The following is a 23,499-nucleotide window of genomic DNA, read 5'->3' as shown; positions in this document are numbered from 1 at the left end:
GGGCGCCCGCGCCCCCGGGGGGGGCTTTGGCTGGGGGGCCCCCCCGGGGGGGGGGGGGGGGGCCCCGCGGGGCCCGGGGGGGCCGGGGGGGGGGGGCCCCCCCCCGCGTCACGGCGGCGGTCGGCCTTCGAGGCCTTTTCGGCCTCGCGCTTGCCGCGGCGGTCGCCGGCCACGCCGGTGACCAGCGTCTTGTAATCATCGAGGTCGCCGTCAAAAGGATTGACCGTGCCGTCCTTGACCAGCCACAGCCGGTCGGCCGTCGCCTCGAGCAGATGGCGGTCGTGCGAGATCAGGATGACGGCGCCGGGAAACTCGTTCAGCGCATGGATCAACGATTCACGGCTGTCGATATCGAGATGGTTGGTCGGTTCGTCGAGGATGAACAGGTTTGGCCCCTCGAATGCTGACAGGCCCATCAACAGCCGCGCCTTCTCGCCACCCGACAGGTCCTTGGCGGCGGTGTTCATCTTTTCGGTGGTCAGTCCGAACTGGGCGACACGGCCGCGCACCTTCGATTCCGGTGCTTCCGGCATCAGCCGGCGGACATGCTCATAGGCGTTTTCACTCGGTCGGAGATCGTCGAGCTGATGCTGGGCAAAGATCGCCACCTTCAGGCCGGGCGCCACCGTCATGGTGCCGGTCTCCTGCTTCAGGCGGCCGGACAGCAATTTGGCGAAGGTCGACTTGCCGTTGCCGTTGGCGCCGAGCAGCGCGATACGGTCGTCGGCATCGATGCGCAGCGTCATCTTCTTCAGGATCGGCTCACCCTCGACATAGCCGACATTGACGTTGTTAAGCGCAATGATCGGCGAGGCCACAGTCTTCACCGGCTCGGGAAAGGAGAACGGCCGCACGTTGTCGTTCACAATCGCGGCGATCGGCTTCATCTTCTCCAGCGCCTTGATGCGCGACTGCGCCTGTCTCGCCTTGGAAGCCTTGGCGCGGAAGCGCTCGACGAAGGACTCCATGTGCTTGCGCGCGGCTTCCTGCTTGACCCTGCCCTTCTCCTGCAATTCGCGCTGCTCGGTGAATTGGCGCTCGAACTGGTCGTAGCCGCCGCGCCAAAAGGTCAGCTTCTTCTGGTCGAGATGGACGATCGAGTTGACGGCGCGGTTGAGCAGGTCGCGGTCATGCGAGATCAGCAGCACCGTGTGCGGATATTTCGACAGGTAGTTTTCCAGCCACAGCGTGCCTTCGAGGTCGAGATAGTTGGTCGGCTCGTCGAGCAGCAGCAGATCGGGCTCGGCAAACAGCACCGCGGCGAGTGCGACGCGCATGCGCCAGCCGCCGGAGAACGACGAGGCCGGCCGCCGCTGGGCATCGTCGTCGAAGCCGAGGCCGGCGAGGATGGTGGCGGCACGCGACTCGGCCGAATGGGCGTCGATATCGGCCAGCCGCATGTGGATGTCGGCGATGCGGTGCGGATCGGTCGCCGTCGTTTCCTCATCGAGCAACGCGGAGCGTTCTAGGTCGGCCTTGAGCACGATCTCGATCAGCGGCTCCTCGGTGCCTGGAGCCTCCTGCGCCACCTGGCCGATGCGCGTGTTCTTCGGCAGGCTAATCGAGCCGGTCTCGGAGGCGAGGTCGCCGGTGATCGCCTTGAACAAAGTGGTCTTGCCGGTGCCGTTGCGGCCGACAAGCCCTGCCTTGCTGCCGGCCGGCAAAGTCAGCGAGGCATGGTCAAGAAGCAGGCGTCCGGCCATGCGGAGTGAAAGGTCGTTGATGATCAGCATGGCCGCGCTTTTGCACGGGACGTCAGCGCTTCGCAAGACCTCGAGCGGCGGTTGGCCGCATAACGCATCAAAATGGCCGCCAGCGGCAGGTTGCCCGGTGCCGCGGGAGGAGAAAGAAGACGATTGATCCGATCGCCGGCCTCGCCGGATCAAAGGACCAGCTCCGGGCTGGGCCGGGAACCGGCTGCGATAGAGTGGCGCCTGGCGAGCACCGGCTTCTCAGCCGAAAACTGCGCATTTGTCAGTTAATTGCGGTGCAAGGCGGTCGTCTTCGGCTATCGCGTCATGACGCTAAGGCAAGACTCAGCTACGTCTAGGTGTGCGGCGGACCTGATACCCGCCTGGCCGGCGTCATCGCTCCCCTCCCAAGCGGCGCCGGCCATCTTTCCTACAGGCTTCCATCACTGCGCCGGTGGCGTGCCGGGTTGATCATCGCCTGGCGTCGAGTTGGGCGCAGGGTCGACCTGCGGGTTTTGATCGGCGCCGGGAGCCTTTGTCGGTGGAATGTTGTTGTCGCAGGCCGCGACAGTCAGCGCTGCGGCCAAAACGAGCCAGGTCGGGGCCAGCAAAGTTGAGAGCTTGTTCATCGCAACCTCCTGTCACCGGGCAAACGAGACGGTGCCGATTTGGTTGCACGCTCGGGCAAGAGCTTGGGACGTTTTGGAACCCGGGGAACAAAACGAGAGAGGGGAACAAAACGCGGGCTCCTCGGTTGGTCCACACCAATGGAGAAAATCATGATCCGTCTGCTCATAGCCGGGGCCGCCGTCTATGTGGCCTACCGCATCGTCAGGGAAATCATCGACGAGGTGCCCGACGACTTCGATCCGCTGTTGCTGCCGCCTCCCGATGACGACAAGTCGCTGCCGCGGCAGTCAGCGGCGATGGGCGTCGAGCCGCAGCGCTAGTTTCGGTTCGTCGGTCGGGCGCCAGTAGCATCGAACCCATCGGTCGCACGTACGAAAGCGTTGCGAACAAAGCAGAAACGATGCTTGATGGGCAATGAACCTCGCTGCCCGTGATTCGACCTTCCGGCCTGCCTATCTCGCGAAGCTGAATGCCGAGCAGTGCGTTGCCGTCGAGCATGGCGACGGCAAGGTCGCCGGGCCGCTGCTGGTGATCGCCGGGGCCGGCTCCGGCAAGACCAGCACGCTGGCGCATCGCGTCGCGCATCTGATCGTCAGGGGCGCCGACCCGAGGCGCATCCTTTTGATGACGTTTTCGCGTCGCGCCGCATCGGAATTGGCCAAGCGCGTCGAGCGCATCGTCGGCGAGGTGCTCGGCCGCGACGCTTCCGTCATCACCGATGCTCTCACCTGGGCCGGCACGTTTCACGGCATCGGCGCCAGGCTGCTGCGCGACTATGCGCTGGAGATCGGCCTCGATCCGGCCTTCACCATCCATGACCGCGAGGATTCGGCCGACCTGATGAACCTCGCCCGGCACGAACTCGGCTTCTCGAAAACCGAAGGCCGTTTTCCGACCAAGGGCACGTGCCTGGCGATCTATTCGCGTGCCGTCAACGCGCAGGCGCCGCTCGGCGAAGTTTTGGGTTCGGTGTTTCCCTGGTGCGCGGGATGGGCAGAACAGCTTAAGGCGCTGTTCGCCCGATATGTCGAGGCCAAGCAGGCGCAGAACGTGCTCGATTACGACGACCTGCTGCTCTACTGGGCGCAGATGGCCGGCGAGCCGGAGATATCGGCGCATCTGGGTGGGCGTTTCGACCATGTGCTGGTCGATGAATACCAGGACACCAACCGGCTGCAGGCCTCGATCCTCGCGGCGCTCAAGCCGGACGGATCCGGGCTGACGGTGGTCGGCGACGATGCGCAGTCGATCTATTCGTTTCGCGCCGCCGAAGTGCGCAACATCCTCGACTTTCCAAAACAGTTCGCCCGGCCGGCCGAGATCGTCATGCTGGAGCGCAACTACCGGTCGACCGAGACCATCCTGGCCGCCGCCAATGCGGTGATCGGCGAGGCCTCGGAGCGCTTTACCAAAAACCTCTGGTCGGAGCGCAAATCGACCGAAAAGCCGAAGCTGGTCAGCGTCCGCGACGACGCCGAGCAGGCGGGTTACGTCTGTCAGGCGATCCTGACCGAGCGCGAGGCCGGCACGGCGCTGAAGGCGCAGGCCGTGCTGTTTCGCGCCTCGCACCACAGCGGGCCGCTGGAGATCGAGTTGACGCGCCGCAACATCCCGTTCGTCAAGTTCGGCGGACTGAAGTTCCTCGACGCCGCCCATGTCAAGGACGTGCTGGCGGTGCTGCGCTTCGCCGAGAACCCGCGCGACCGCGTCGCCGGTTTTCGCGTGCTGCAGCTTTTGCCCGGCATCGGCCCTTCGGCGGCTTCGCAGATCGTCGACACCATGGCGACGTCGCTCGACGAAGCGATGGGGCTGGCGCGCTACCGCCCGCCGCAACGCGCCGCCGACGACTGGCCGGGCTTCGTCGCGCTGTTCTCGCAGCTTCGTGCCGGGTCGGGAAAATGGCCTGTTGACCTCGAACAGGTCAGGCTCTGGTATGAGCCGCATCTCGACCGTATCCACGAGGACGCAACGACACGCCGGGCCGATATTCTGCAGCTCGAACAGATCGCCTCGGGCTATGCCTCGCGCGAGCGTTTCCTCACCGAGCTGACCCTCGATCCGCCGGATGCAACCAGCGAGGAGGCTGGGCCGCCGCATCGCGACGAGGACTATCTGATCCTGTCGACCATCCATTCGGCCAAGGGCCAGGAATGGAAGAACGTCTTCGTGCTCAACACCGTCGACGGCTGCATCCCGATCGATCTCGCCGTCGGCTCGAAGGAGGATATCGACGAGGAGCGCCGCCTGCTCTACGTGGCGATGACGCGGGCCAAGGACGGCCTGCACCTGGTCATGCCGCAGCGCTTTTTCGTCCACGGCCAGGCGGCGCGCGGCGATCGCCATGTTTACGCCTCGCGCACCCGCTTCATCCCGGCTTCGATCCTCGGCGCCTTCGAACAGACATCGTGGGCGAGCGTCCAGGCCAAGGATGATCCGCGCCGCCAGCCGCAAGTGCGCGTCGACCTTGGCGCCCGCATGCGCGACATGTGGAAATAGGCCACTCTTCGGCACGACGCTCGTGCCACGGAGCCTGGTGGCGAAAATCAAATTTCGGCAACATGGAACCTGATGCCGCGATCCGCGTTTCTGGGCGTCCTACCCCCGGTCGCAGAGCGGGTTCGCCCGTCACCTCCGCCCAATTCGAGAGGCCAGAATGCACGATAAGACATTTTTCACCCCGGTCGCCGTAACCGTCGGCGCCGGCCATAAGCGCATGATCGCTTCGCTGTTCGACATGCATGAGTTCCTGACCGAGTTTCCGCCATCGCGGCGACGCCTGAGCTATGGCGCGGCGGTGAAGGCCTGCCAGGCGGCACGCGCCGGCGAGATCTCGCCCGAGGCCGCGCGCGATGCCCTGATTACCTTCGCAGTTTCGGCAGGCATTCTCTGGCCCTCGGCTCAGCCGTCAGTCTCGGTCAAGCCGGCCGCCCGCGGCCAGGGCGGATACGCCGCCTGACTGGCCAAGCCTCTTTTGCGACTGTGGCCCGCCGAAGATGCTGTTCGTCTTCGACGGGTTTCCTGTCAATTCGATCCGGATGATCCGATATCATGCGTAGGCGCGGCCCTCTTCGCTGCGCTGGAACAGCGTCAGGTCGAGCGGCACCGAAGGCCGCCCGAGAATGGTCAGGATCGCGTGCGCCTGGCCGCGGTGATGGGTCTGGTGATTGAAGAAATGATCAAGCGCCGGCGCCAATCGCTGCGAGACGGTGCGCATGTCGGAGACGGTCATGTAGGAGAAGCGGCCGGACAAAGCCTTGTCGCTTGACGCCCCAACCCAGTCGACGATCCTTCTGTCTTCGGCCTCGCGCGCCAGCCGCAAGCCCGGCAGGGCGCGGTGCAGGATCGTGTCGAGCCTGGCCGGCGCGTCGCCCTCGCCGGTAAAGCGCCTCATCCAGATACGATCGGCAGTCAGGACATGGTTGAGCGTCCCCATCATCGAGCCGAAGAAGACCCCGACGTTGCGGTGAAAATCTTCCTCGTCGAGATCGGCGGCGGCATCGTAGATGCGGCTATTGGCCCATTGATTGTAGGCCGCAAACATCATGAAGTGTTGTTTCATCGTTTTCTCCGGCCCGCGAGACCCCGTTTCGGGTGCTTACCGCAAGGCCCGAACGTCGCTCTAGTAGACCGCAGGGAAGCTGCCGCCAATGACCATTCTGCTCTATGATCTCGTCGGACGCGATGGCGCCCGTCCGTTCAGCCCGCATTGCTGGAAGGCGACGATGGCGCTTGCCCACAAGGGCCTCGATATCTCAACCGTGCCGACACGCTTTCTCGAAGTGCCCACCGTTGAAGGCGGCGTTTCAAAACTCGTTCCGGTGATCCGCGACGGCGAGAAGGTGGTCGCCGATTCTTTCGCCATCGCGCTCTATCTCGACGAGGCCTATCCAGAGCGACCGACCTTGTTTTGCGGCGACGGCGGCAAGGCGATGGCGCGCTTCGTCGAACGCTGGTCGCAACTGACCATCCACCCCTATGTCACCACTGCGGCGATCATGGACCTGCACGCCATGCAGGACGAGGCCAACGCCGCCTATTTTCGCCAAAACCGCGAGCAGCGCTTCGGCAAGAGACTGGAAGAGGTGGCGGCGGCGCGGGACGCCGGCCTTGGTGCCTTCCGTGCCTCGCTGGAACCATTGCGCTCGATGCTTGCCTTTCAGCCGTTCATCGGCGGCCAAGCACCGCTGTTTGCCGACTACATCGTCTTCGGCGCGCTGCAATGGGCGCGCATCGCCTCACCCTACCGGTTGCTCGAGGACAGCGATGTGGTGGCGCAGTGGTTCGAGCGCTGCCTCGGCCTGCATGATGGCCTCGGCCGCGCGGTGGCGGCGGCTGCCGCCGCGGCATAGGGGAGTAAGGGAGTAGGGCAGTGGGGAGTAAGGAAGTAGCGGCGGCGCGCATTCCTACTCCCCTACTGCCCTACTGCCCTACTTCCCTACTTCCTTACTGCCCTACTCCCTTGGCAAAGACAGTACGAACACCATGACGTCAGACCCGGAATTCCCGGACGATTTTCGCGCCGATCTGGCCAATCTCTTCCTGTGGCGGCGGGATGTCAGGCGATTCAGGCCGACGCCGCTCCCCGAAGGCGCGCTGGAGCGGCTGCTTGACCTCGCCAGCCTTGCGCCCTCAGTCGGGCTGAGCCAGCCTTGGCGTTTCGTCGTGGTCGAGAGTACGGCGTGCCGCAGCGCCGTCAAGGCATGCTTCGAGCGCTGCAATGCGGAGGCGCTCGCGTCGTTCGGCGGCGAACGCGCCGCGCTCTATGCGCGCCTGAAGCTTGCCGGCCTGAACGAGGCGCCTTGTCAATTCGCGGTCTTCGCCGACCGCGGGACGCAACAGGGACATGGGCTCGGCCGCCTGACCATGCCCGCGACCATCGAATATTCGGCGGTGATGGCGATCCATACTTTTTGGCTGGCGGCGCGCGCCGAAGGAATAGGCATGGGCTGGGTCTCGATCCTCGACCCGGCCGAAATGGCGACGATCCTGAACGCGCCGCCGGAGTGGACGCTGATCGGTTACTTCTGCGTCGGCTACCCCTGCGAGAACCACAGCGTGCCGGAACTGGAGCGGGAAGGCTGGGAAGTCCGGCGCGCTTCGATGGTGATAAGGCGGTAGTGCAACGGCAACGCTGCCATCCTCCCTTGCAGGGGAGAATGGATATTAGGATGATTTCGCTGATCGTCGGCGTTGCCGACAAGACACCATGGCAAAGCCAGCCGTGACGGCCTTGATCTGAGGAAGGGCACAAATGTTTCGCTACGACGTGCAGGCCGAGATCTGGGTCTATCCAGGCAAGGGCGGCTGGCATTTCGTGACGCTGCCGCCGGAGCTTGGGGCACGGGTCAAGACGGCAATGGCGGGGATGGCACGACCCTGGGGCTCGCTTGACGTGGAAGCCGTCATCGGCCAGACCAGATGGCGAACATCGCTGTTTCCCGACAAGAAATCCGGCAGCCTGCTGTTGCCGATCAAGACGGCGGTGCGGGTCCGCGAAGGCCTTCGGGCTGGCGACACGGCCAAGCTGACGATCGAGATGAAATTATGACAACATTGGTTTTGGCTGACGGCGACACACTATGCGGCGGCTAAAGCACGTCGGAGACGCGCTTAAGTTCTTGTTTTTATGCATGTCGTTATCGCAAAATCGCTGCGCACTTTTGCGCGACATGCATTAGCGCCAGCCCCTTGGCAAGCCGGCGGGCGGCTTGTATAGAGCCCGCCACCGTGAATTCCACCCTCCATCACAAGGACGACCCCATGGCGCTCGAACGCACCTTTTCCATGATCAAGCCGGACGCAACCCGGCGCAATCTCACCGGCGCCATTACCCAGATACTCGAAGAAGCCGGCCTGCGCGTCGTCGCCTCGCGCCGGGTGTGGATGAGCCGCCGCGAGGCGGAAGGTTTTTATGCTGTGCACAAGGATCGTCCGTTCTTCGGCGAACTGGTCGAGTCGATGTCGTCGGGCCCAACGGTCGTGCAGGTGCTGGAAGGCGAGAACGCCATTGCCAAAAACCGCGACGTGATGGGCGCCACCAACCCGGCCAACGCCGCCGAAGGCACCATCCGCAAAGTGCACGCGCTGTCGATCGGCGAGAATTCCGTGCACGGCTCCGACGCGCCGGAGACCGCCGCGCAGGAGATCAAATACTGGTTCTCGGACACCGAGATCGTCGGCTGAGCCGATAAGTCACCACGTCATATGCAAAAAGGCCGGCGCAATGCCGGCCTTTTTCGTTGCGGCGATCCGGCACCGGACGCCGGGCGCCGACGCCCGCCAACTGCGCATGATGCTCAAAAACCGAAACCGGTTATCAGCTCGCGGCGTTGAAGCGCAGGATGACGCGGTCGTCTTTGTCGACTATGATGAGCTTGCCGGCGTCGACGTGATACGATGCCGCCTTGGCCAGCGCCTCGAACAGCGCCTTTTCCTCGGCCATAGTCTCGGGCGCGCAGGCCTTGAAGGTCGAACCGATGTCACTGATGGCAATCGTCGAACCATCGACTTTGGCGGTGGCGAAGTAGACGTTGCAAGGGCCGCTGCCGCCGGCCTTGCCGGCCTCGTCGATCCTGAACGTCGCCTGCGGTTCGGCGATCACACCGATGCCGTCGATATACTCGATCAGCCAGATCTGCCCGACCACCGGGGCCGACGCCGGCTGCTCGCTCGACGTCACCATCTTCAGCATGATGGTCTGCGGCGCGCCGCTCAGTGGATCGACCTGGTGGCGCATATCGGAGATGAACAACAGCCTGTCGTCGACGGTGATGCGCGCCTGCAGCGCATAGGTCATATGGGGCCGGATCACCTGGGGATCAAAGCTGATCTCGAACTTGATCGGCACCTGGCCGGCCGGCGCCACCTTGCGCTCGCCGATGACAGCGGCCGTCGCGTCGGCCAGCGAGACATCGGCAAGCTGCACGGAAAGCACGGCGTTGGGCGGCAGAGCGATGCGCTCGCGATACATCACCTCGCCCTTCAGGGTCTTCTCGGCAGCGACGGACAACTCAGGCACCACCAGTATACCGACCAGCGGCACGACACCGAAGATGAAGAACTCGGCGGTCCTGCCCAGCATGATCCTGCTCCCCATAATGCGCCAAACTTGTCGGAAGGTCTCGCAGGATTGCGGTGGTTCCGTGGCGCCCCACACGGGCTGTTCACACGGGCGGTGCCTTCCGGCGGCTCGTTGCCCTGTGGTCGGCCTCGTTGGCGTGACGGGCGAAATATTGCTCACGCCGGGTCCCCAGGCGATCACGAAGTCGTGTTCCAAAAAGATGTAACGCAGGGAACCTCCGGACCGAACTAACCATGCGCGCTTGAGGAATGGTGCGCGCAACAACCCAATCGGAGGTGAAATCATGTCAACAAGATCAACCGTGAGCGCGGCCTTCCTGGCCGGCGCCGTTGCCACGGCCCTTGCTTCATTTGCGACGGCCGCGCCGCTGTCCGAGGCAGAGGCCAAGGCAGCGATGGATGCCGGCAAGGAGAAGTGCTTTGGCGTCGCCCTGAAGGGGCAGAACGACTGCGCGGCAGGACCAGGCACCACCTGCCAAGGCACCTCGACGGTCGATTACCAGGGCAACGCCTGGAAGTTCGTCGACGGCGGCACCTGTACGACGATGGACCTGCCCGGCGACCGCAAGGGCTCGCCAACGGCGCTGACCCGCGACGTCCCGTCCTAAGCACCGCAAGCTGCCCGGAAAGCGGAGATGAAGATGAACGGACTGGCCCCGGCATCCCGCATATCGAAAACCTCGCGCTTTCCGGCGCACCCGATCGCCGGCCTTGCCGGCACCAGTTTCAAGCACGAGCATCTGCACGCGATCCTTGGCGACGGCCCAAAGGACGGCTTCTTCGAGGTCCACGCCGAAAACTACATGGGCGCCGGCGGCCCGCCGCACGATGCACTGGCCAGGATTTGCCGCGACTATCCCGTTTCGCTGCACGGGGTGTGCATGTCGATCGGCGGACCGCGGCCGCTCGACAAAGTGCATCTCGGCCGTTTCAAGGCGCTCGTCGACCGCTATGAGCCGGCGCTCGTTTCCGAGCATCTCGCCTGGTCGACCCACGACACCACCTATTACAACGACCTGCTTCCCCTGCCCTATACGCCGGCAACGGTTTCGCGCGTGGCGGATCACATCAATGAAATGCAAGAGACGATCGGCCGCCCGATCCTGCTCGAGAACCCCTCGACCTACGTCCTTTTCGCGGAATCGACGATGAGCGAGACGGATTTCATCGGCGCGCTGGTGCAGCGCACCGGTTGCGGCCTGCTGCTCGACGTCAACAATGTCTTCGTTTCGGCCACCAACCACGGCTATTCAGCGCTTTCCTACTTCGCGGATTTCCCGCTCGCGCATGTCGGCGAAATCCATCTGGCCGGGCACGCCGAGCAGGAGGATGACGAAGGCGACCTGCTGCTCATCGACAGCCATGACGGTCCGGTCGCCGACGCGGTCTGGAAGCTCTTCGATATCGTCATCGGCCGATGCGGACTGCTGCCGACGCTGATCGAGTGGGACAGCAACATTCCCGACTGGCCGGTGCTCAAGGCGGAGGCCGCCGCCGCCCAAGCGATTCTCGACCATCACGCCGACAGCCACCATGTGTTCGGAAAAGCCCATGCCGCAGGATGAGCTCCAGTCGGGCGATCTTGGCCACCGGTTTGACTATGCCGCGGCATTCACCGCCGGTTTGCTCGATCCTGACCGTGCCCCGCCTGACGCCGTCTCTGGGCCGAACGGCAAGGCAGCGGTCAAACGATACGCCGTCTACCGCAACAACGTCGCGGTCAGCCTGATCGATTCGCTGGTCGCCAGCTTTCCAGCGACGCTGCGCATCACCGGCCCGGACTTCTTTCGGGCGATGGCGCGATTCCATGTCCGCGAAACGCCACCCACCTCGCCGCTTCTATTCGAATACGGCCGCGACTTTCCCGATTTCATCGAACGTTACGAATACGCGCGGCCGATGCCATGGCTGGCTGACGTGGCGCGCCTGGAGCGGGCCTGGCTCGACGCCTATCATGCCGCCGACGCGGAACCGCTGGCTTGCGTAGCACTGGCCTCGATCCCGCCCGAACGGCTGGCCGATACCGTGTTCGTACGGCACCCGGCAACGCATGCCATTCGCTCGCGCTATCCGGTCGTGACGATCTTTGCGGCGAACCGGCGCGACGGCCCCGTCGGGCGGATCGAGGCGGACGGCCCTGAAGATGCGCTGGTCACGCGGCCCGGGCTCGAAGTGTTTGTTCGCCATCTGCCGCCCGGCGGCGCAGCTTTTCTGGATCGTCTGATGGCGGGCGAGCCGCTCGGAGCGGCGGCCGCGGCAGCATTTGCGGAAACTGCCGAATTCGACCTTGCCGCCAACATTGCCGGCCTGCTGCAAGCAGGCGCCTTCACAGCGGCAGACCAGGGAGGGTGAGCATGACGAACCATGGATGGAACGCCAGCACCGAGCCGCGAGGGGCTGCCACCCTCGTCGAGAGGGTGAATGCCGCGCTGCGCACGAGTGCCACACCGTCGCTGACGCAACTCGTCCTGCGCTGCGCGCTCGCTGTCCCGTTCTGGCGGTCCGGCGTCAACAAATGGGACGGTTTTTTACAGCTGAACGAGGTCGCCGTGCTGCTTTTCAGCTCGGAGCTCAAGCTGCATCTGCCCGGCGGCCCTTACGATTTTCCTGCGCCTGGGCTGGTGGCGTTCGCCTCAGGGTCGGCGGAAATCCTGCTGCCAATTCTTCTCGTTCTCGGCCTGGCGACACGCCTTGCGGCATTCGGCCTGCTCGTGATGACGCTGGTCATACAACTCACCGTGCCGGACGGCTGGCCGCTGCACATCACCTGGGCGGCGATGGCGCTCGGCATCATGGCGTGGGGACCCGGCCGGATTGCGCTCGATCACTGGATCGGCACTGACAAGGCTGATGGGAGGCCGAGGGGTGATCGGGGTTGATGTGAACCTCGCCCTCCAGCGGTGACGCGAAGCATCAATTTCGTTTCGGCACGGCCCGCTTCCAGCGGCTTGCGGCCTCGTCGTCAGCCTCCTTGGCATCGACCCAGCCGCCTTCCGAGCCGTCGGTGTGATGTTCCTTCTTCCATAACGGCGCGCGCGATTTGAGATAATCCATGAGGAAGTTCGCCGCCTCGAACGCCGCCTGCCGATGCGCGGAGGCAGCGACCACCAGCACGATGGCCTCACCGGGCGCGATCCTGCCGTGGCGATGGATGGCGGTGAGCCCCTGCAGCGGCCAGCGCTGAACCGCCTCGGCGGCGATGCGGCCGATCTCGGCCTCGGCCATGCCGGGATAATGTTCGAGCTCGAGTGCCGCGAGCCTGCCTGCCTCGTCGCGGCAGAGACCTGAGAAAGTTACCACGGCGCCGATGTCGGCGCGGCCTTGCGTCATCCTGGCGATCTCGGCGGCGACATCGAAATCCTCCGCCTGGATGCGCACCGTCGGCACCACCGCGCCGGGCATTTCAGCCACCGGTCATCGGCGGGAACAGCGCGATCTCGCGCGCACCTGATATCTTCTCGCGGTGCTCGACATGTTCCTGGTTGATGGCGACGCGGATCACGTCAGGATATTGCAGCGCGTGCTCGTACTCCTCGCCGCGCGATTTCAGCCAGCGCAGCAGGTCGGCCACCGTCTCGATGCCGGCGGGCAATTCGACGTCCTCTTGCGGCTTGCCGATCCGCTCGCGCACCCAGGCGAAATAAATGAGCCTCGTCGACATGCTACTCGTCCATGATGTGCTTGAGGCCGGCGCGGAAATAGTCGTAGCCGGTGTAAAGCGTCACCAGCGCGGCGATCCACAACAGCACCAGCCCGACCTGCGTGGTCAGCGGGAAGATCTTGTCGCCGGCAGGTCCTGCGAGCAGGAAGGCGATGGCAATCATCTGGATGGTGGTCTTCCACTTCGCCAGTTGCGTCACCGGTACCGAGACCTTCAGCGCCGCCAGATATTCGCGCAGGCCCGAGACCAGGATCTCGCGGCACAGGATGATGATTGCCGCCCACAGCGACCAGCCGGCGATGCCGGCATGCCTATCGGTATCGGCCGCCAGCAGCAGCAGGCATGTGGCGACCAGCAACTTGTCGGCGATCGGATCGAGCATCTTGCCGATATTCGAGGTCTGCTGCCAGGCGCGCGCCAGATAGCCGTCGAAATAATCGGTGATCGAGGCGAGCAGGAAAATGACCAACGCCGACCAGCGGGCGAAGTCGCTCGACTTCAGATGGCCTTCGAGAAAAAAACACAGCACAACCAGCGGCACCGCTAGGATGCGGACGTAAGTGAGCATGTTGGGCAGGTTGAATGCGCGCTGGGCCATTTCTTTGGAACTCTTTCTACCTGCCTACTCAAATCAGAAGCGAATGTGGGGGGTCAACAGATGATAGTCGATGGACCAGCCGAAAATAGCCGAATCATCAGCTCTCGTGAAAATGGTTGTAGACCAGCTTGGCGACCTGCTCGGAAATGCCATCGACCTTGACCAGATCCTCGATCGCGGCGCGGCTGACCGCCTTGGCGGTGCCGAAATGCATGAGCAGCGCGCGCTTGCGACCGGGACCGATGCCGCTGATCTCGTCAAGCGGGCTCTTGACCATCTCCTTCTTGCGGCGGGCGCGGTGGGAGCCGATGGCGAAACGGTGGACCTCGTCGCGCAGCCGCTGAACGAAATAGAGCACGGGGTCGCGTACGGGGAGTGAAAACGGTGGCTTGCCCCTGACGAAGAAGCGTTCGCGGCCGGCGTCACGGTCCTGGCCCTTGGCGATGCCGATGGCCTGGACGCGGTCCTCGATGCCGAGGTCGGCGAGGATTTGTCGTACCGCCGTCATCTGGCCCTGGCCGCCATCGATGAGGATGACGTCTGGCCAGGCCGGGAAGCCGCCTGCATCCTCGATATCGTCGCCCTGTTCGGCCAGGATGTCATCCGCCGCCTGTTCGCTCCACGGCACATCGCTATGTTCCTTCAGGAGGCGGGAGAAACGCCGCTCCATCACCTCGCGCATCATGCCGAAATCGTCTCCCGGCGTGATCTCGGTCGAGCGGATGTTGAATTTTCGGTACTGGTTCTTCACGAAGCCTTCCGGCCCGGCGACCACCATGGCGCCGACGGCGTTGGTGCCCATGATGTGGGAGTTGTCGTAGACCTCGATGCGCACCGGCGGTTTTTTCAGGCCGAAAGTCTCGGCGAAACCGGTGAGCAGCCGCCCTTGCGTTGAGGTCTCGGCCAGCCGGCGGCCGAGCGCCTCACGGGCATTCTGCAGGGCGTTGTCGGTCAGGTCCTTCTTCTCGCCGCGCTGCGGCACCGAGATCACCACCTTGCGACCCGCGCGGGTGGAGAGCGCCTCAGCCAGCAATTCCTGGTCCTCGACGCCATGCGACAACAGGATGGTGCGCGGCGTCGGCTTGTCGTCATAGAATTGCGCCAGGAACGAGCCCAGCACCTCGGCCGCCTCCATCGCCGGATCGGCCTTGGGGAAATAGGCGCGGTTGCCCCAGTTCTGGCCGGTGCGGAAGAAGAACACCTGGATGCAGACCTGGCCGCCTTCCTGATGGATGGCGAAGACATCGGCCTCGTCGACGGTCTGCGGGTTGATGCCCTGATGGCTCTGCACATGCGACAATGCCGCCAGCCGGTCGCGATAGATGGCGGCGCGCTCGAAATCGAGATTCTCCGCGGCCTGCTGCATGGCGGCGGAGATGTCGGTCTTAACCTTCTGGCTGCGGCCGGACAGGAAGTCCTTCGCCTCGGCGACCAGCCTGGCATAGTCACTATGCGAGATTTCGCCGGTGCACGGGCCGGCGCATCGCTTGATCTGGAACAGCAGGCACGGCCGGGTGCGGTTCTCGTAGAAGGAGTTGGTGCAACTCCTGAGCAGGAAGGCGCGCTGCAGCGAGTTGATGGTGCGGCCGACGGCGCCGGCCGAGGCGAAGGGGCCGAAATAGTCGCCCTTGCGCGAGCGCGCGCCGCGATGCTTGTAGATGCCGGGCGAGACATGATCGCCGGTCAAAAGGATGTAGGGAAACGACTTGTCGTCCCGCATCAGCACATTGAAACGCGGCCGCAAGCGCTTGATAAGATTTGCTTCCAGCAGCAGCGCTTCGATCTCGGTGCGGGTGACGACGAACTCCATCGTCGCCGTCTCGCGCACCATGCGGCCGATGCGGCTGGTGTGGAAGCGGCCTTGTGCGTAATTGGTCACCCGCTTCTTCAGGCTGCGCGCCTTGCCGACATAGAGCACGTCGCCTGCGGCATTCATCATGCGGTAGACGCCGGGCGCGTTGGGCAGCCGTTTGACCAGCGTCTGGATGACTTCGGCGCCGACCATGCCGTCGGCATCGCCGGCATGCGGCGTCCAATCGATGGCGGTGAAGGCGACGTCAGGGCCACCGGGACCGGGCGTTGACGGTTCGACGATCTCCTCCGCCACCTCGTCCTCGAGGTCGGCATCAGGGGGCAGGTCGTCGGCGGCGCCGCCGCGTTTGTGTTTCTGGTCCATGGGACTCATTCGACAATGCCTGTCACATCCGGCGTCTGCCATGCAAGGTGCTGGCCGCCGTCGAGCGCGATCATCTGGCCGGTGACCGAGCTTGCGCCCCAGAGATAGCGGATGGTGGCGCCGAATTCAGGCAATTCCGGGCCGCGCTTCAGGATCAGGCCGTCGACCTGCGCGGCAAAGTCGCTGTCTTGCTGACGCGCGCTCTTCAGCGTCGGGCCGGGACCGATGGCATTGACGCGAATGCGGGGTGCTAGCGCCTGCGCCATCATCTGCGTCTGCGTCCACAATGTCGATTTCGACAGCGCATAGGAGAAATAGCGGGGCGTCGGGCGCCAGACGCGCTGGTCGATCATATTGACGATCAGCCCTTCCTCGCCTTCCGGCAGCGCGCGGGCGAATTGTTGCGCCAAAAATGCCGGCGCCTTCACGTGGATGGCGAAGTGACGGTCCCAGGCACGCCAGTCGACGTCCTGAACCGTATCGTCCACGAACAGCGACGCATTGTTGACCAGCAGTGTAACAGGCCCGAGCGCGGCTTCGGCGCGGCCAACGAGGTCCTCGACCGCGGCAATGTCGGTCAGGTCGGCGGCGACCACAGCAGCGCGGCCACCCTGGCCAAAATGACCGCCGTTGATCCGCGCGGCCAATGCTTCCGCCTCGGCCCGTGAGCGGTTGCAATGGATGGCGACGGCAAAACCGTTCGCGGCGAAATCCTCGACGATCGCCTTGCCGATCCGCTGGCCCCCGCCCGTCACCAGCGCCGTTCCAGCGGCCTTGCTCATCCTGTCAATCCTCAATGGGGCTCGATTTTGAGCCTGCCGGCAAAATATGGCCGGCGAAGCGTTAAATGCCGTTCGGACCTTGGGCAGCATTGTGGCAAAGCGGCCGGATCGGTCTTTCGACTGTGGCCGGGACTCGGCCTGCCAGCCGCAATATAGGACTACGGACCCCTTGCTCCAAGCGTCGTTCAGCGCGGCACGGCTAAGCCTCCTGACACCATCTGTTGCGCAGATGCAACGTCAAAGTTCAGCCTTATTCGTGCCAGGTAATGACCCAAGTTCAGGTTCGCTTCAGCCGTATTTTGACACGACATTCGGAACCGTTGAGCGCCAGACCCGTTTTTCCCCCCGGCGGGTTGAGGGCGCTTGTGAAAAGCAAGCCTGTGCCTGTGGCTTAAGGAGTAAAGAACAATGCAAGCCAATCTTAAATTTGCGCGACCGCTGGCGGTGGCGTTCGGGCTCTTCGCCCTCGGCGGAACCGCCTATGCTGCTGACGTCATCGCGGAAGAGCCGCCGGCCCCCGCCCCGATCGCCGAACTTCCGGTCGCTTCCTGGGCCGGTCCCTATGCCGGTGTGAGCGTCGGCTACGGCTTCAGCGGTCACGCCGATGCCGAGGATATCGGCACTGACGTCGACACCGATGGTTTTGTCGGCGGCGTCTTCGGCGGCTATCAGTGGCAGCAAGAGAACTTCGTCTACGGTGCTGAAGCCGATATCGGCTATAGCGGCATCGAGGGCGACGATGGCGGCGTCGAGGCCAAGGGCGGCTTCGAAGGCTCGCTGCGCGCCCGCCTCGGCTACGCCGTCACCCCGGAAATCCTGCTCTACGGCACCGCCGGTGGCGCGCTCAAGAACCAGGAGATCGAAGCGGCCGGCGCCAGCGACGAAAACACCATGCTCGGCTGGACGGCCGGCGTCGGTACCGACATCAAGATCACCGACAATGTGTTCGGCCGTGTCGAGTATCGCTACACCGACTTCGGCGACAAGGACTTTGACGGTATCGGCAAGGTCAAGTCGACCGACAACCGCGTCACCTTCGGCGTCGGTATGAAGTTCTAAAATCGTCCAAGCCACGACACGAAAAAGCCGGGCCTCGTGCCCGGCTTTTTTATGCCCCCTTCTCTGGCAGCCGCTCACGCCGGGACGCAGGGTTTCAGATCGGGAAACTTCTCGTCAAATCGCGCCGCCCAGCGGATCAGCCGATTGCGGCCCTTTTCCCATTTTCCGGGAAAGCGCAGTGAGAGATAGCCAAGGCAGGCGCGCAGCGCCAGCTGGCCGGCGGTGATCTTCTTTGGCAGTTTTGGCGGATTGGCGTTGAGCAGATCGAGCGCGCTGGTGATCTTCGCCCACTGGCGGTCAAGCCACGGCTGATAGACCATATCCTCGGGGCGCGTGCGCCGCTCATAGACCATCGACAGCGCGCAGTCGCAGATGCCGTCGGCCAGTGCCTCAAGCACTTCCGCCTCGAGGCGCTTGTCGGGATTGCGTGGAAACAGCGCGTTCTTCGACATGCGGTTGAGATGCTGGGTAATGGCGCGGCTATCGTGGATCGAGCGGCCGTCGTCGAGCACCAGCACCGGGATCTTGCCGAGTGGATTGGCGTCGATCAGATCAGCCGGTTTGTCTTCGGTTTTTATCGGCACGAGCTCGACGGCGATGCCGGCATAAAGCGCGGCCATGCGCACTTTGGAACTATAGGGCGACGTGGACGCGTAGAGCAGTCTGGGCATGATCGGGTTCCTGTTTGCCGAGTGAGTACAGAGCATGGACGCGCAAATGACGCTGTAGCACTTTGAATTTGCGTGTGATCCATTTCCGCGACACTGTTGGCCGGACATCCCGACATGATCAACAGCCCACAGGCGGAAAAACCGGGCGCCACGGCGAACGACCGTCCTCTTCCACGATCCGCAGGCAGATGAGCGGTACAAGTTCCAGCCTGAGAGCATCTGAGCAGGTCAGACGGGTTCGACACCGAGCCAACTCGGTCTTGCACCAAGAATTTCTCTCCGGGCACAGAGAAATGCCCCACCGGACTTCGCCGTAAGGCGAAGTCCTGGGAGCTGCGAAAAGCTGTCTTCCCTCCGCCTCTGTTGCCGCCCGAGCACTGACCCTGCGAGCGAGGCGCCTATCCGGCACCCGCCCTCAACCGTCTTCAGCACTGTCCTCCGCGAGCGAAGAAACGCGATTACTTCTTGGCCTTCGCGGTCGCGGCCTTCGCCTTTGGCTTGGCCGCAGGCGCTGCTTTCTTCACCGCTACCGAAGACTTCGCTGCCGCCGCTTTCTTTGCCGGCGCAGCCTTCTTTGCGGGTGCAGTCTTGGCAGGCGCAGCTTTCTTCGCTGCGGGCTTGGCCGCGGCCTTTGCAGCCGGCTTCTTGGCCGGCGCTGCTTTTGCCTTGGCGGGCGCAGCCTTGGCCGGTGCTGCCTTCTTCACTGCCGGTTTTGCCGAAGCCTTCGCAGCCGGCTTCTTGGCGGGCGCTGCTTTTGCCTTGGCCGCGGCGGCCTTCGGCTTGGCAGCAGGTGCTGCTTTCTTCACAGCGGCTGCGGCCTTTGCCGCCACTGCCTTTACTGGTGCTTTCTTTGCCGGTGCCTGCTTTGCCGGTGACTTGGATGCCGGCGCTTTGGATGACTGTTTAGCCATATCATGCCCCTTAGTTGTGCCGACGGCCGTTAATGACCCGGCGCGTAATGCATATCTGACTCGCGCTTGTCTAGCCAGCGAAGCATCAGGATGATTTTCGAAGTTTAAGTTTCGGTTACACGCGACACTACGCTCGTGCTGATTTCGCAAAATGCCGGCGCTGCTCTTCGAGCTTTGCCGACCGTTTGCGACAGACATTCTGCGCGCATGGCCGGAACCAATCCCACCTCAAGGCGCTGAAGCTTAGCAAGCCTTTTTTGTTCATTGATCGTCGACCGACACCACCATGACGGCTGGTTCATCGATCTCATCTTCTTGTTCTAGCAGGCGATCTACACAAGCTGCAAAAGCAAAGCGCGGCAATTCCGCTTGCCATGATTTGTCCACGGTTGACAGATTACTCTATTTGGCAGAGTATTCTGAATCATCTGGAAGAGCGCATGTCATTCGCGCAATATCGGGCGGCGCTGTCCCAGATCAGTGAGACTGAACGCCGGACACCACAGCAGGCCCGATAATGGCTGCCGACGAAATCATCCACCAGAGCGTGCGGCTCAGGATCATGGCGGCGCTGAATTCTCTGGAACGGCGCGAAGCGCTGGAATTCACCCGATTGAAGCTCATCGTCAATGCGACCGACGGCAATCTCGGCTCGCATATCGATACGCTTGCCACGGCGGGCTATGTCGATGTCGAAAAGCTGTTTGTCGGACGTCGACCGCAGACGCGGGTCAGGGCGACGTCAATCGGACGGCGCGCCTTTCGCGGTCACGCCGCTTTCCTTCGCGCCATCCTCGATGAGGCGGAGCAGCCCGGCAAACGCGTTCAGCGCAGGACGCGGCAGCGGCCGTTGTAGACCATCCAGCGGTCGAAGCCCGCGACGCAGAATTCGACATTATCGCCGATCGAGGCAAAGCCCTGCCCTTCCTCGATCAGATACCAGATGTTGCGGGCGTGGCCGTCGGACAGGCTGACTGTGGCGCCGCAATAGCGGCGGCCGATCGGCCAGGTTTCGTTGGCTGGCAGATAGCGATGCTGGTGGATGCCCTGGAAATCGACAATCTCGACGTCGGGCAGATTCGGCACGTGGTGCACCTGGTAGGAGAAGCGGCTGGTGATCTTGTTCAGGACCCAGGCCTCACCGCAAACGCCGCTGTCTTCTTCGGTATAGACGGCAAGGTCGGCTGCCTTTGCTGGCTGGGTGACAGCGAGAGACGTGCCGAGTGGCGTGCAAAGCGCGATCAGTGCGGCAAGGGCGGATTGGGCGAAGCGAGTCATGGCAGCCTCTTTATGGTCGACTGCGCGCACTGTGCGGATTCGCTTGCGCGCGGTCAAGCGGCTGTAGCGACAATGGTTTCCTAGTTCGAAATCGCCTTCAACCAGGACAGGCGCGCGGATAGCTCTGCCGCCCTACGCCGCCAGCCATTCCAGCGTCCAATGCGCCGGTTTTTCAATGACAAGCAATTTGTGCAAAGCCGGCAGCAGCGTGCGCAATTCGCCTTCCAGCGTGAACGGCGGGTTGACCACCACCATGCCGCTGCCGTCGAGGCTGGGCTCGGCCGACGGCGGCCTGATCTCGAAGCCGATGTCGAGCAGCTTAGGGACACCTGACTGCGCCAGCGCCTTGCGGAAGGCGGCGACCGCCTTGCGATCCTTGACCGGGTACCACAACGCATAGACGCCGCCGGGCCAGCGCTTGTGGGCTTTCCGCAGCCCGTCGACGAGGCGGTCGAATTCGCCCTCCTCCTCGAAGGGCGGATCGACCAGCACGAGGCCGCGCTTTTCCTTCGGCGGCAGATGCGCGCCGAGTGCCAGCCAGCCGTCGAGCTCGATCACCCGGGTCTGGAAATCGCCTTGGAACAGCGCCCTCAGCTTCGCGGCGTCCTGGAATTGCAACTCGATCGCCGACAGCCGGTCCTGCTTGCGCATGAGATGACGCGCGATCAGCGGTGAGCCCGGATATTTTTTCACGCCACCTTCAGGATTGAGCGAACGGACAGCTTCCAGATAAGGCGCCAGTAGTGCTGCCGCCGGTGCGTCAAGCGCGGCATCGACCAGTCGGCCGATACCGCCTTGCCATTCACCGGTCTTTTGCGCTTCAGTCGACGACAGGTCGTAGCGGCCGATGCCGGCATGGGTGTCGATGACGCGAAAGGCCTTGTCCTTTTGCTTCAGATATTCGACGAGCCGGCTCAGCACGACATGCTTGACGACATCGGCGAAGTTTCCGGCGTGATAGGCGTGGCGGTAATTCACGATCTAGTTCGAGCCCCTGCCCCAGCGTGGCGGTGGCGGCTGCGAGTTCGGATTTTGCGGCCGGCGGCCGCCGAAACGGAACGCCAACAGCAGCCCGATCAGGCCGGCCGCTATCAGCGAGAAGCCAACCGGCCGCGCCCGGCGATCGATCTCGCCGACGCCGGAACGCAGCACGAGGTCCACCGCCCGCATCTCGATGCCTTCGGCGTCGCCCGGGCCGATGGTGAAGAGGTACGGGCCGGGGCTGACCTTCGCGATCAGGCCGGCTTCGTCGCGAAAGATCTTGTCCGGCAGTTGCGGGCTGACCTGGCGCGGATTTTCCGAATGATTGAATTGCAGCGTCGAGGCGAGCACCGTCCTGCCGCCGGTGGCGGCGGTCAGCGTCAGCACCGTGCGTTGTTGCGAGACGACGATGCGTTCGGTTCTCGCGGTGAGGTCGACCAGCACCCGCACCGCCGCGTCGCGAGCGGCCAGCGGCACCGTCGCCGGCATGAACCGACCCTGCTCGTAGACCCGCCATGTGCCGATCTCATGGCCGGAGAAATTGGTCATCGCCCAGGGATAGACGACGCCGATGCCGATGCCGGCGAGCAGGATCAGAAGAAACAGAAAGCGCATGCGCTCGACTACCTTGCCTGCTTTTGTTTGACCATGATCTCGTCCGAAAATCGGTTCCCACTTTTGCTTCGCCGACATTCGGTTCGGAATCATGGTCTAGCACCGCCTGGCGCGTTCCATCCCGTCCCAAAGCCATGTCGAGGCAGAGGTCAAATGTCGTATCGAATTCGGCGGTCCCAAGATAGACAATAGCATCGGACCCAAAGGTGGGAACCGGTTGTGGGAGAATCCGAATGATCTGAGCGCCCGATAAGGACGATCAGCCTTTCCCCTGCTGGAGGCTCGTTTCCAATGCGCGCATTCCAGTCTCGTCGAACAAATGCAGATGTTGCGGCGGGAAAGCCACCGTCACCGTCGGGCCAGCCGTCAGCGCCGCCCTGTCCAGCGTGAAGACGTTGAATGGCAGGCCATGCAGGCCGAGATGCAGGATGATGCCGAAGCCGGTCGGCTCGATCAAGTCGACCGTCGCCCTCAGGCTACTCTCCGATGCCGGCGACATCTCGACATGCTCCGGCCGGATGCCGAGCGTCACCGCCGCGCCCTCCTCGAGTTGATAGGCTGACGAAAGCCCAATCAGCGTTCCGTCAGGCAATCGCGCGCCGGCCGTGCCTACGCCGATCTCATAGCGCGCCGACAGAAAATTCATCGCCGGCGATCCGATGAAGCCGGCGACGAACAGGTTGGCAGGGCGGTCGTAAAGCTCCAGCGGACTACCGACCTGCTGCACCACGCCCTCATGCATGGCGACGATCCGGTCGGCCAGTGTCATCGCCTCGATCTGGTCGTGGGTGACATAAATCGAGGTCGCGCCGAGATCGCGGTGCAGCTTCTTGATCTCTGCCCGCATCTGCTCACGCAAGCGCGCATCGAGATTGGACAGCGGCTCGTCGAACAGGAATGCCTTGGGCTGTCGCACGATCGCGCGGCCCATCGCCACGCGCTGACGCTGACCGCCCGACAGTGCCTTCGGCCGCCGCGCAAGCAGCGGCTGCAACTCAAGCTTCCTTGCTGCATTGCTGACGGCGGCCGTGATCTTCTCGCGGGCAGCCTTCCGGATGCGCAGGCCGTAGCTCATGTTCTCGGCGACATTCATGTGCGGATAGAGCGCGTAGGACTGGAACACCATGGCGATGTCGCGGTCCTTGGGCGCCCGCTCATTGACGCGCATGCCGTCGATCCGGATCTCACCTTCGGTCACCTCCTCGAGCCCGGCGATCATGCGGAGCAGCGTGCTCTTGCCGCAGCCCGACGGCCCCACCAGCACCACGAACTCGCCGTTCTCTATCGACAGGTCGACGCCATGCAGCACGGAGACGACGCCGAAATTCTTGCGGACGTTGCGGATGTCGATCGATGCCATGGAACC

28 protein-coding genes are annotated in these 23,499 nt (G+C 63.6%); 14 read left to right on the top strand and 14 right to left on the bottom strand.

Annotation, left to right across the window (positions count from 1 at the left end; translation table 11 throughout):
* Both AC0L15_RS16010 and AC0L15_RS16005 read right to left on the bottom strand, forming a co-directional pair.
* On the bottom strand, positions 1 to 1,733 hold a 1,733-nt coding region (locus AC0L15_RS16010), incomplete at its 3' end, for an ABC-F family ATP-binding cassette domain-containing protein (RefSeq protein WP_473496564.1).
* A 401-nt stretch (positions 1,734 to 2,134) separates the two neighbouring features.
* Positions 2,135 to 2,320 (bottom strand): hypothetical protein, encoded by a 186-nt coding sequence (locus AC0L15_RS16005; RefSeq protein WP_287244022.1) that lies wholly within the window; start codon positions 2,318 to 2,320, stop codon positions 2,135 to 2,137.
* 150 nt (positions 2,321 to 2,470) lie between these two features.
* On the opposite strand from AC0L15_RS16005, the gene AC0L15_RS16000 reads away from it, so the two are divergent.
* From AC0L15_RS16000 to AC0L15_RS15990, 3 genes are all read left to right on the top strand, one after another.
* On the top strand, positions 2,471 to 2,641 hold the full coding sequence (locus AC0L15_RS16000; protein ID WP_023800656.1) for a hypothetical protein: 171 nt from the start codon (positions 2,471 to 2,473) through the stop codon (positions 2,639 to 2,641).
* Positions 2,642 to 2,735: 94 nt separating this feature from the next.
* Complete coding sequence (locus AC0L15_RS15995) at positions 2,736 to 4,817, top strand: ATP-dependent helicase (RefSeq protein WP_287244025.1); 2,082 nt, start codon at positions 2,736 to 2,738, stop codon at positions 4,815 to 4,817.
* A gap of 157 nt (positions 4,818 to 4,974) precedes the next feature.
* The gene (locus AC0L15_RS15990; protein ID WP_287244027.1) at positions 4,975 to 5,277 is read left to right on the top strand and encodes a DUF982 domain-containing protein; all 303 of its coding nucleotides are present in this window, start codon (positions 4,975 to 4,977) and stop codon (positions 5,275 to 5,277) included.
* A 90-nt stretch (positions 5,278 to 5,367) separates the two neighbouring features.
* On the opposite strand, the gene AC0L15_RS15985 is transcribed toward AC0L15_RS15990, so the two are convergent.
* Positions 5,368 to 5,880 (bottom strand): DinB family protein, encoded by a 513-nt coding sequence (locus AC0L15_RS15985; RefSeq protein WP_287244030.1) that lies wholly within the window; start codon positions 5,878 to 5,880, stop codon positions 5,368 to 5,370.
* An 88-nt stretch (positions 5,881 to 5,968) separates the two neighbouring features.
* On the opposite strand from AC0L15_RS15985, the gene AC0L15_RS15980 reads away from it, so the two are divergent.
* The 4 genes from AC0L15_RS15980 to ndk all read left to right on the top strand — a co-directional run bounded on the left by AC0L15_RS15980 (position 5,969) and on the right by ndk (position 8,504).
* Positions 5,969 to 6,670: a glutathione S-transferase family protein gene (locus AC0L15_RS15980; RefSeq protein ID WP_287244032.1), complete on the top strand. Its 702-nt coding sequence runs from the start codon at positions 5,969 to 5,971 to the stop codon at positions 6,668 to 6,670.
* Between the two features lie 133 nt (positions 6,671 to 6,803).
* Positions 6,804 to 7,439, top strand: a complete 636-nt coding sequence (gene bluB, locus AC0L15_RS15975) for a 5,6-dimethylbenzimidazole synthase (protein WP_287244035.1) — start codon at positions 6,804 to 6,806, stop codon at positions 7,437 to 7,439.
* Between the two features lie 133 nt (positions 7,440 to 7,572).
* Positions 7,573 to 7,869, top strand: a complete 297-nt coding sequence (locus tag AC0L15_RS15970; RefSeq protein WP_287244037.1) for a DUF1905 domain-containing protein — start codon at positions 7,573 to 7,575, stop codon at positions 7,867 to 7,869.
* A gap of 212 nt (positions 7,870 to 8,081) precedes the next feature.
* Complete coding sequence (ndk, locus tag AC0L15_RS15965; protein WP_287244040.1) at positions 8,082 to 8,504, top strand: nucleoside-diphosphate kinase; 423 nt, start codon at positions 8,082 to 8,084, stop codon at positions 8,502 to 8,504.
* A 133-nt stretch (positions 8,505 to 8,637) separates the two neighbouring features.
* Here ndk and AC0L15_RS15960 read toward each other — a convergent pair whose 3' ends face one another.
* Entirely contained in the window at positions 8,638 to 9,402 is a 765-nt protein-coding gene (locus AC0L15_RS15960) for a YbaY family lipoprotein (protein ID WP_287244042.1), read from the bottom strand.
* Between the two features lie 283 nt (positions 9,403 to 9,685).
* Between AC0L15_RS15960 and AC0L15_RS15955 the strand changes: the two genes are divergently transcribed.
* The 4 genes from AC0L15_RS15955 to AC0L15_RS15940 are packed head-to-tail and all read left to right on the top strand — an operon-like array spanning position 9,686 to position 12,280.
* Positions 9,686 to 10,009: a BufA1 family periplasmic bufferin-type metallophore gene (locus tag AC0L15_RS15955; protein WP_287235780.1), complete on the top strand. Its 324-nt coding sequence runs from the start codon at positions 9,686 to 9,688 to the stop codon at positions 10,007 to 10,009.
* Positions 10,010 to 10,036: 27 nt separating this feature from the next.
* Positions 10,037 to 10,966 carry an MNIO family bufferin maturase gene (gene bufB / locus AC0L15_RS15950; RefSeq protein WP_473496563.1) on the top strand — a complete coding sequence of 310 codons (930 nt, stop codon included), beginning with the start codon at positions 10,037 to 10,039 and terminating at the stop codon, positions 10,964 to 10,966.
* A complete protein-coding gene (locus AC0L15_RS15945; protein WP_287244045.1) occupies positions 10,953 to 11,753 on the top strand; it encodes an HvfC/BufC N-terminal domain-containing protein in 801 nt (266 codons plus the stop codon). Before bufB ends, AC0L15_RS15945 begins: the two co-directional genes overlap by 14 nt.
* 2 nt (positions 11,754 to 11,755) lie before the next feature.
* Entirely contained in the window at positions 11,756 to 12,280 is a 525-nt protein-coding gene (locus AC0L15_RS15940) for a DoxX family protein (protein WP_287244047.1), read from the top strand.
* Positions 12,281 to 12,314: 34 nt separating this feature from the next.
* Here AC0L15_RS15940 and AC0L15_RS15935 read toward each other — a convergent pair whose 3' ends face one another.
* The 5 genes from AC0L15_RS15935 to AC0L15_RS15915 form a co-directional block, all read right to left on the bottom strand.
* Positions 12,315 to 12,803, bottom strand: coding sequence for a molybdenum cofactor biosynthesis protein MoaE (locus tag AC0L15_RS15935; protein ID WP_287245581.1), 489 nt, complete (start codon positions 12,801 to 12,803; stop codon positions 12,315 to 12,317).
* Position 12,804: 1 nt separating this feature from the next.
* On the bottom strand, positions 12,805 to 13,062 hold the full coding sequence (gene moaD / locus AC0L15_RS15930; RefSeq protein ID WP_023800670.1) for a molybdopterin converting factor subunit 1: 258 nt from the start codon (positions 13,060 to 13,062) through the stop codon (positions 12,805 to 12,807).
* A 1-nt stretch (position 13,063) separates the two neighbouring features.
* The gene (gene pgsA / locus AC0L15_RS15925; protein WP_027152639.1) at positions 13,064 to 13,660 is read right to left on the bottom strand and encodes a CDP-diacylglycerol--glycerol-3-phosphate 3-phosphatidyltransferase; all 597 of its coding nucleotides are present in this window, start codon (positions 13,658 to 13,660) and stop codon (positions 13,064 to 13,066) included.
* 97 nt (positions 13,661 to 13,757) lie between these two features.
* Positions 13,758 to 15,845, bottom strand: coding sequence for an excinuclease ABC subunit UvrC (uvrC, locus tag AC0L15_RS15920; RefSeq protein WP_287244049.1), 2,088 nt, complete (start codon positions 15,843 to 15,845; stop codon positions 13,758 to 13,760).
* Positions 15,842 to 16,618 (bottom strand): SDR family oxidoreductase, encoded by a 777-nt coding sequence (locus tag AC0L15_RS15915; RefSeq protein ID WP_287244051.1) that lies wholly within the window; start codon positions 16,616 to 16,618, stop codon positions 15,842 to 15,844. Before AC0L15_RS15915 ends, uvrC begins: the two co-directional genes overlap by 4 nt.
* A gap of 408 nt (positions 16,619 to 17,026) precedes the next feature.
* On the opposite strand from AC0L15_RS15915, the gene AC0L15_RS15910 reads away from it, so the two are divergent.
* A complete protein-coding gene (locus AC0L15_RS15910) occupies positions 17,027 to 17,677 on the top strand; it encodes an outer membrane protein (RefSeq protein WP_027152642.1) in 651 nt (216 codons plus the stop codon).
* A gap of 74 nt (positions 17,678 to 17,751) precedes the next feature.
* Here AC0L15_RS15910 and AC0L15_RS15905 read toward each other — a convergent pair whose 3' ends face one another.
* Positions 17,752 to 18,348 (bottom strand): glutathione S-transferase family protein, encoded by a 597-nt coding sequence (locus AC0L15_RS15905; protein WP_287244053.1) that lies wholly within the window; start codon positions 18,346 to 18,348, stop codon positions 17,752 to 17,754.
* 465 nt (positions 18,349 to 18,813) lie between these two features.
* Here AC0L15_RS15905 and AC0L15_RS15900 point away from each other — a divergent pair, with 465 nt between their 5' ends.
* Both AC0L15_RS15900 and AC0L15_RS15895 read left to right on the top strand, forming a co-directional pair.
* Complete coding sequence (locus tag AC0L15_RS15900) at positions 18,814 to 19,353, top strand: hypothetical protein (protein ID WP_473496562.1); 540 nt, start codon at positions 18,814 to 18,816, stop codon at positions 19,351 to 19,353.
* A 423-nt stretch (positions 19,354 to 19,776) separates the two neighbouring features.
* Positions 19,777 to 20,115: a transcriptional regulator gene (locus tag AC0L15_RS15895; RefSeq protein WP_128247627.1), complete on the top strand. Its 339-nt coding sequence runs from the start codon at positions 19,777 to 19,779 to the stop codon at positions 20,113 to 20,115.
* On the opposite strand, the gene AC0L15_RS15890 is transcribed toward AC0L15_RS15895, so the two are convergent.
* The 4 genes from AC0L15_RS15890 to AC0L15_RS15875 all read right to left on the bottom strand — a co-directional run bounded on the left by AC0L15_RS15890 (position 20,085) and on the right by AC0L15_RS15875 (position 23,493).
* Entirely contained in the window at positions 20,085 to 20,537 is a 453-nt protein-coding gene (locus AC0L15_RS15890; protein ID WP_287053675.1) for a hypothetical protein, read from the bottom strand. The two genes, AC0L15_RS15895 and AC0L15_RS15890, sit on opposite strands and share 31 nt — an antisense overlap.
* A 132-nt stretch (positions 20,538 to 20,669) precedes the next feature.
* On the bottom strand, positions 20,670 to 21,515 hold the full coding sequence (locus AC0L15_RS15885; RefSeq protein ID WP_287244056.1) for a 23S rRNA (adenine(2030)-N(6))-methyltransferase RlmJ: 846 nt from the start codon (positions 21,513 to 21,515) through the stop codon (positions 20,670 to 20,672).
* Positions 21,516 to 21,518: 3 nt separating this feature from the next.
* On the bottom strand, positions 21,519 to 22,133 hold the full coding sequence (locus AC0L15_RS15880; RefSeq protein ID WP_287244059.1) for a hypothetical protein: 615 nt from the start codon (positions 22,131 to 22,133) through the stop codon (positions 21,519 to 21,521).
* A 259-nt stretch (positions 22,134 to 22,392) separates the two neighbouring features.
* Positions 22,393 to 23,493, bottom strand: coding sequence for an ABC transporter ATP-binding protein (locus tag AC0L15_RS15875; RefSeq protein WP_287244062.1), 1,101 nt, complete (start codon positions 23,491 to 23,493; stop codon positions 22,393 to 22,395).
* Positions 23,494 to 23,499 lie beyond the last annotated feature (6 nt).

The sequence above is a fragment of the Mesorhizobium sp. WSM4846 genome (genome assembly GCF_055811415.1).
The sequence above is the reverse complement of the archived record's forward strand: the minus strand, read 5'-3'. Positions and strand labels throughout refer to the sequence as shown.

What these genes read in the sequence shown, in the direction of transcription:
- pgsA (WP_027152639.1), bottom strand. Translation starts at nt 13,660, where the DNA reads ATGGCCCAGCGCGCATTCAACCTGCCCAACATGCTCACTTACGTCCGC.
- AC0L15_RS15970 (WP_287244037.1), top strand. Translation starts at nt 7,573, where the DNA reads ATGTTTCGCTACGACGTGCAGGCCGAGATCTGGGTCTATCCAGGCAAG.
- AC0L15_RS15875 (WP_287244062.1), bottom strand. Translation starts at nt 23,493, where the DNA reads ATGGCATCGATCGACATCCGCAACGTCCGCAAGAATTTCGGCGTCGTC.
- AC0L15_RS15985 (WP_287244030.1), bottom strand. Translation starts at nt 5,880, where the DNA reads ATGAAACAACACTTCATGATGTTTGCGGCCTACAATCAATGGGCCAAT.
- AC0L15_RS15910 (WP_027152642.1), top strand. Translation starts at nt 17,027, where the DNA reads ATGCAAGCCAATCTTAAATTTGCGCGACCGCTGGCGGTGGCGTTCGGG.
- AC0L15_RS15945 (WP_287244045.1), top strand. Translation starts at nt 10,953, where the DNA reads ATGCCGCAGGATGAGCTCCAGTCGGGCGATCTTGGCCACCGGTTTGAC.
- ndk (WP_287244040.1), top strand. Translation starts at nt 8,082, where the DNA reads ATGGCGCTCGAACGCACCTTTTCCATGATCAAGCCGGACGCAACCCGG.
- AC0L15_RS15940 (WP_287244047.1), top strand. Translation starts at nt 11,756, where the DNA reads ATGACGAACCATGGATGGAACGCCAGCACCGAGCCGCGAGGGGCTGCC.
- AC0L15_RS15905 (WP_287244053.1), bottom strand. Translation starts at nt 18,348, where the DNA reads ATGCCCAGACTGCTCTACGCGTCCACGTCGCCCTATAGTTCCAAAGTG.
- AC0L15_RS15880 (WP_287244059.1), bottom strand. Translation starts at nt 22,133, where the DNA reads ATGCGCTTTCTGTTTCTTCTGATCCTGCTCGCCGGCATCGGCATCGGC.
- bufB (WP_473496563.1), top strand. Translation starts at nt 10,037, where the DNA reads ATGAAGATGAACGGACTGGCCCCGGCATCCCGCATATCGAAAACCTCG.
- AC0L15_RS15895 (WP_128247627.1), top strand. Translation starts at nt 19,777, where the DNA reads ATGGCTGCCGACGAAATCATCCACCAGAGCGTGCGGCTCAGGATCATG.
- AC0L15_RS15935 (WP_287245581.1), bottom strand. Translation starts at nt 12,803, where the DNA reads ATGCCCGGCGCGGTGGTGCCGACGGTGCGCATCCAGGCGGAGGATTTC.
- AC0L15_RS15995 (WP_287244025.1), top strand. Translation starts at nt 2,736, where the DNA reads ATGAACCTCGCTGCCCGTGATTCGACCTTCCGGCCTGCCTATCTCGCG.
- AC0L15_RS15955 (WP_287235780.1), top strand. Translation starts at nt 9,686, where the DNA reads ATGTCAACAAGATCAACCGTGAGCGCGGCCTTCCTGGCCGGCGCCGTT.
- AC0L15_RS15890 (WP_287053675.1), bottom strand. Translation starts at nt 20,537, where the DNA reads ATGACTCGCTTCGCCCAATCCGCCCTTGCCGCACTGATCGCGCTTTGC.
- AC0L15_RS16000 (WP_023800656.1), top strand. Translation starts at nt 2,471, where the DNA reads ATGATCCGTCTGCTCATAGCCGGGGCCGCCGTCTATGTGGCCTACCGC.
- AC0L15_RS15990 (WP_287244027.1), top strand. Translation starts at nt 4,975, where the DNA reads ATGCACGATAAGACATTTTTCACCCCGGTCGCCGTAACCGTCGGCGCC.
- uvrC (WP_287244049.1), bottom strand. Translation starts at nt 15,845, where the DNA reads ATGAGTCCCATGGACCAGAAACACAAACGCGGCGGCGCCGCCGACGAC.
- AC0L15_RS15980 (WP_287244032.1), top strand. Translation starts at nt 5,969, where the DNA reads ATGACCATTCTGCTCTATGATCTCGTCGGACGCGATGGCGCCCGTCCG.
- AC0L15_RS15960 (WP_287244042.1), bottom strand. Translation starts at nt 9,402, where the DNA reads ATGCTGGGCAGGACCGCCGAGTTCTTCATCTTCGGTGTCGTGCCGCTG.
- AC0L15_RS15915 (WP_287244051.1), bottom strand. Translation starts at nt 16,618, where the DNA reads ATGAGCAAGGCCGCTGGAACGGCGCTGGTGACGGGCGGGGGCCAGCGG.
- moaD (WP_023800670.1), bottom strand. Translation starts at nt 13,062, where the DNA reads ATGTCGACGAGGCTCATTTATTTCGCCTGGGTGCGCGAGCGGATCGGC.
- AC0L15_RS16005 (WP_287244022.1), bottom strand. Translation starts at nt 2,320, where the DNA reads ATGAACAAGCTCTCAACTTTGCTGGCCCCGACCTGGCTCGTTTTGGCC.
- bluB (WP_287244035.1), top strand. Translation starts at nt 6,804, where the DNA reads ATGACGTCAGACCCGGAATTCCCGGACGATTTTCGCGCCGATCTGGCC.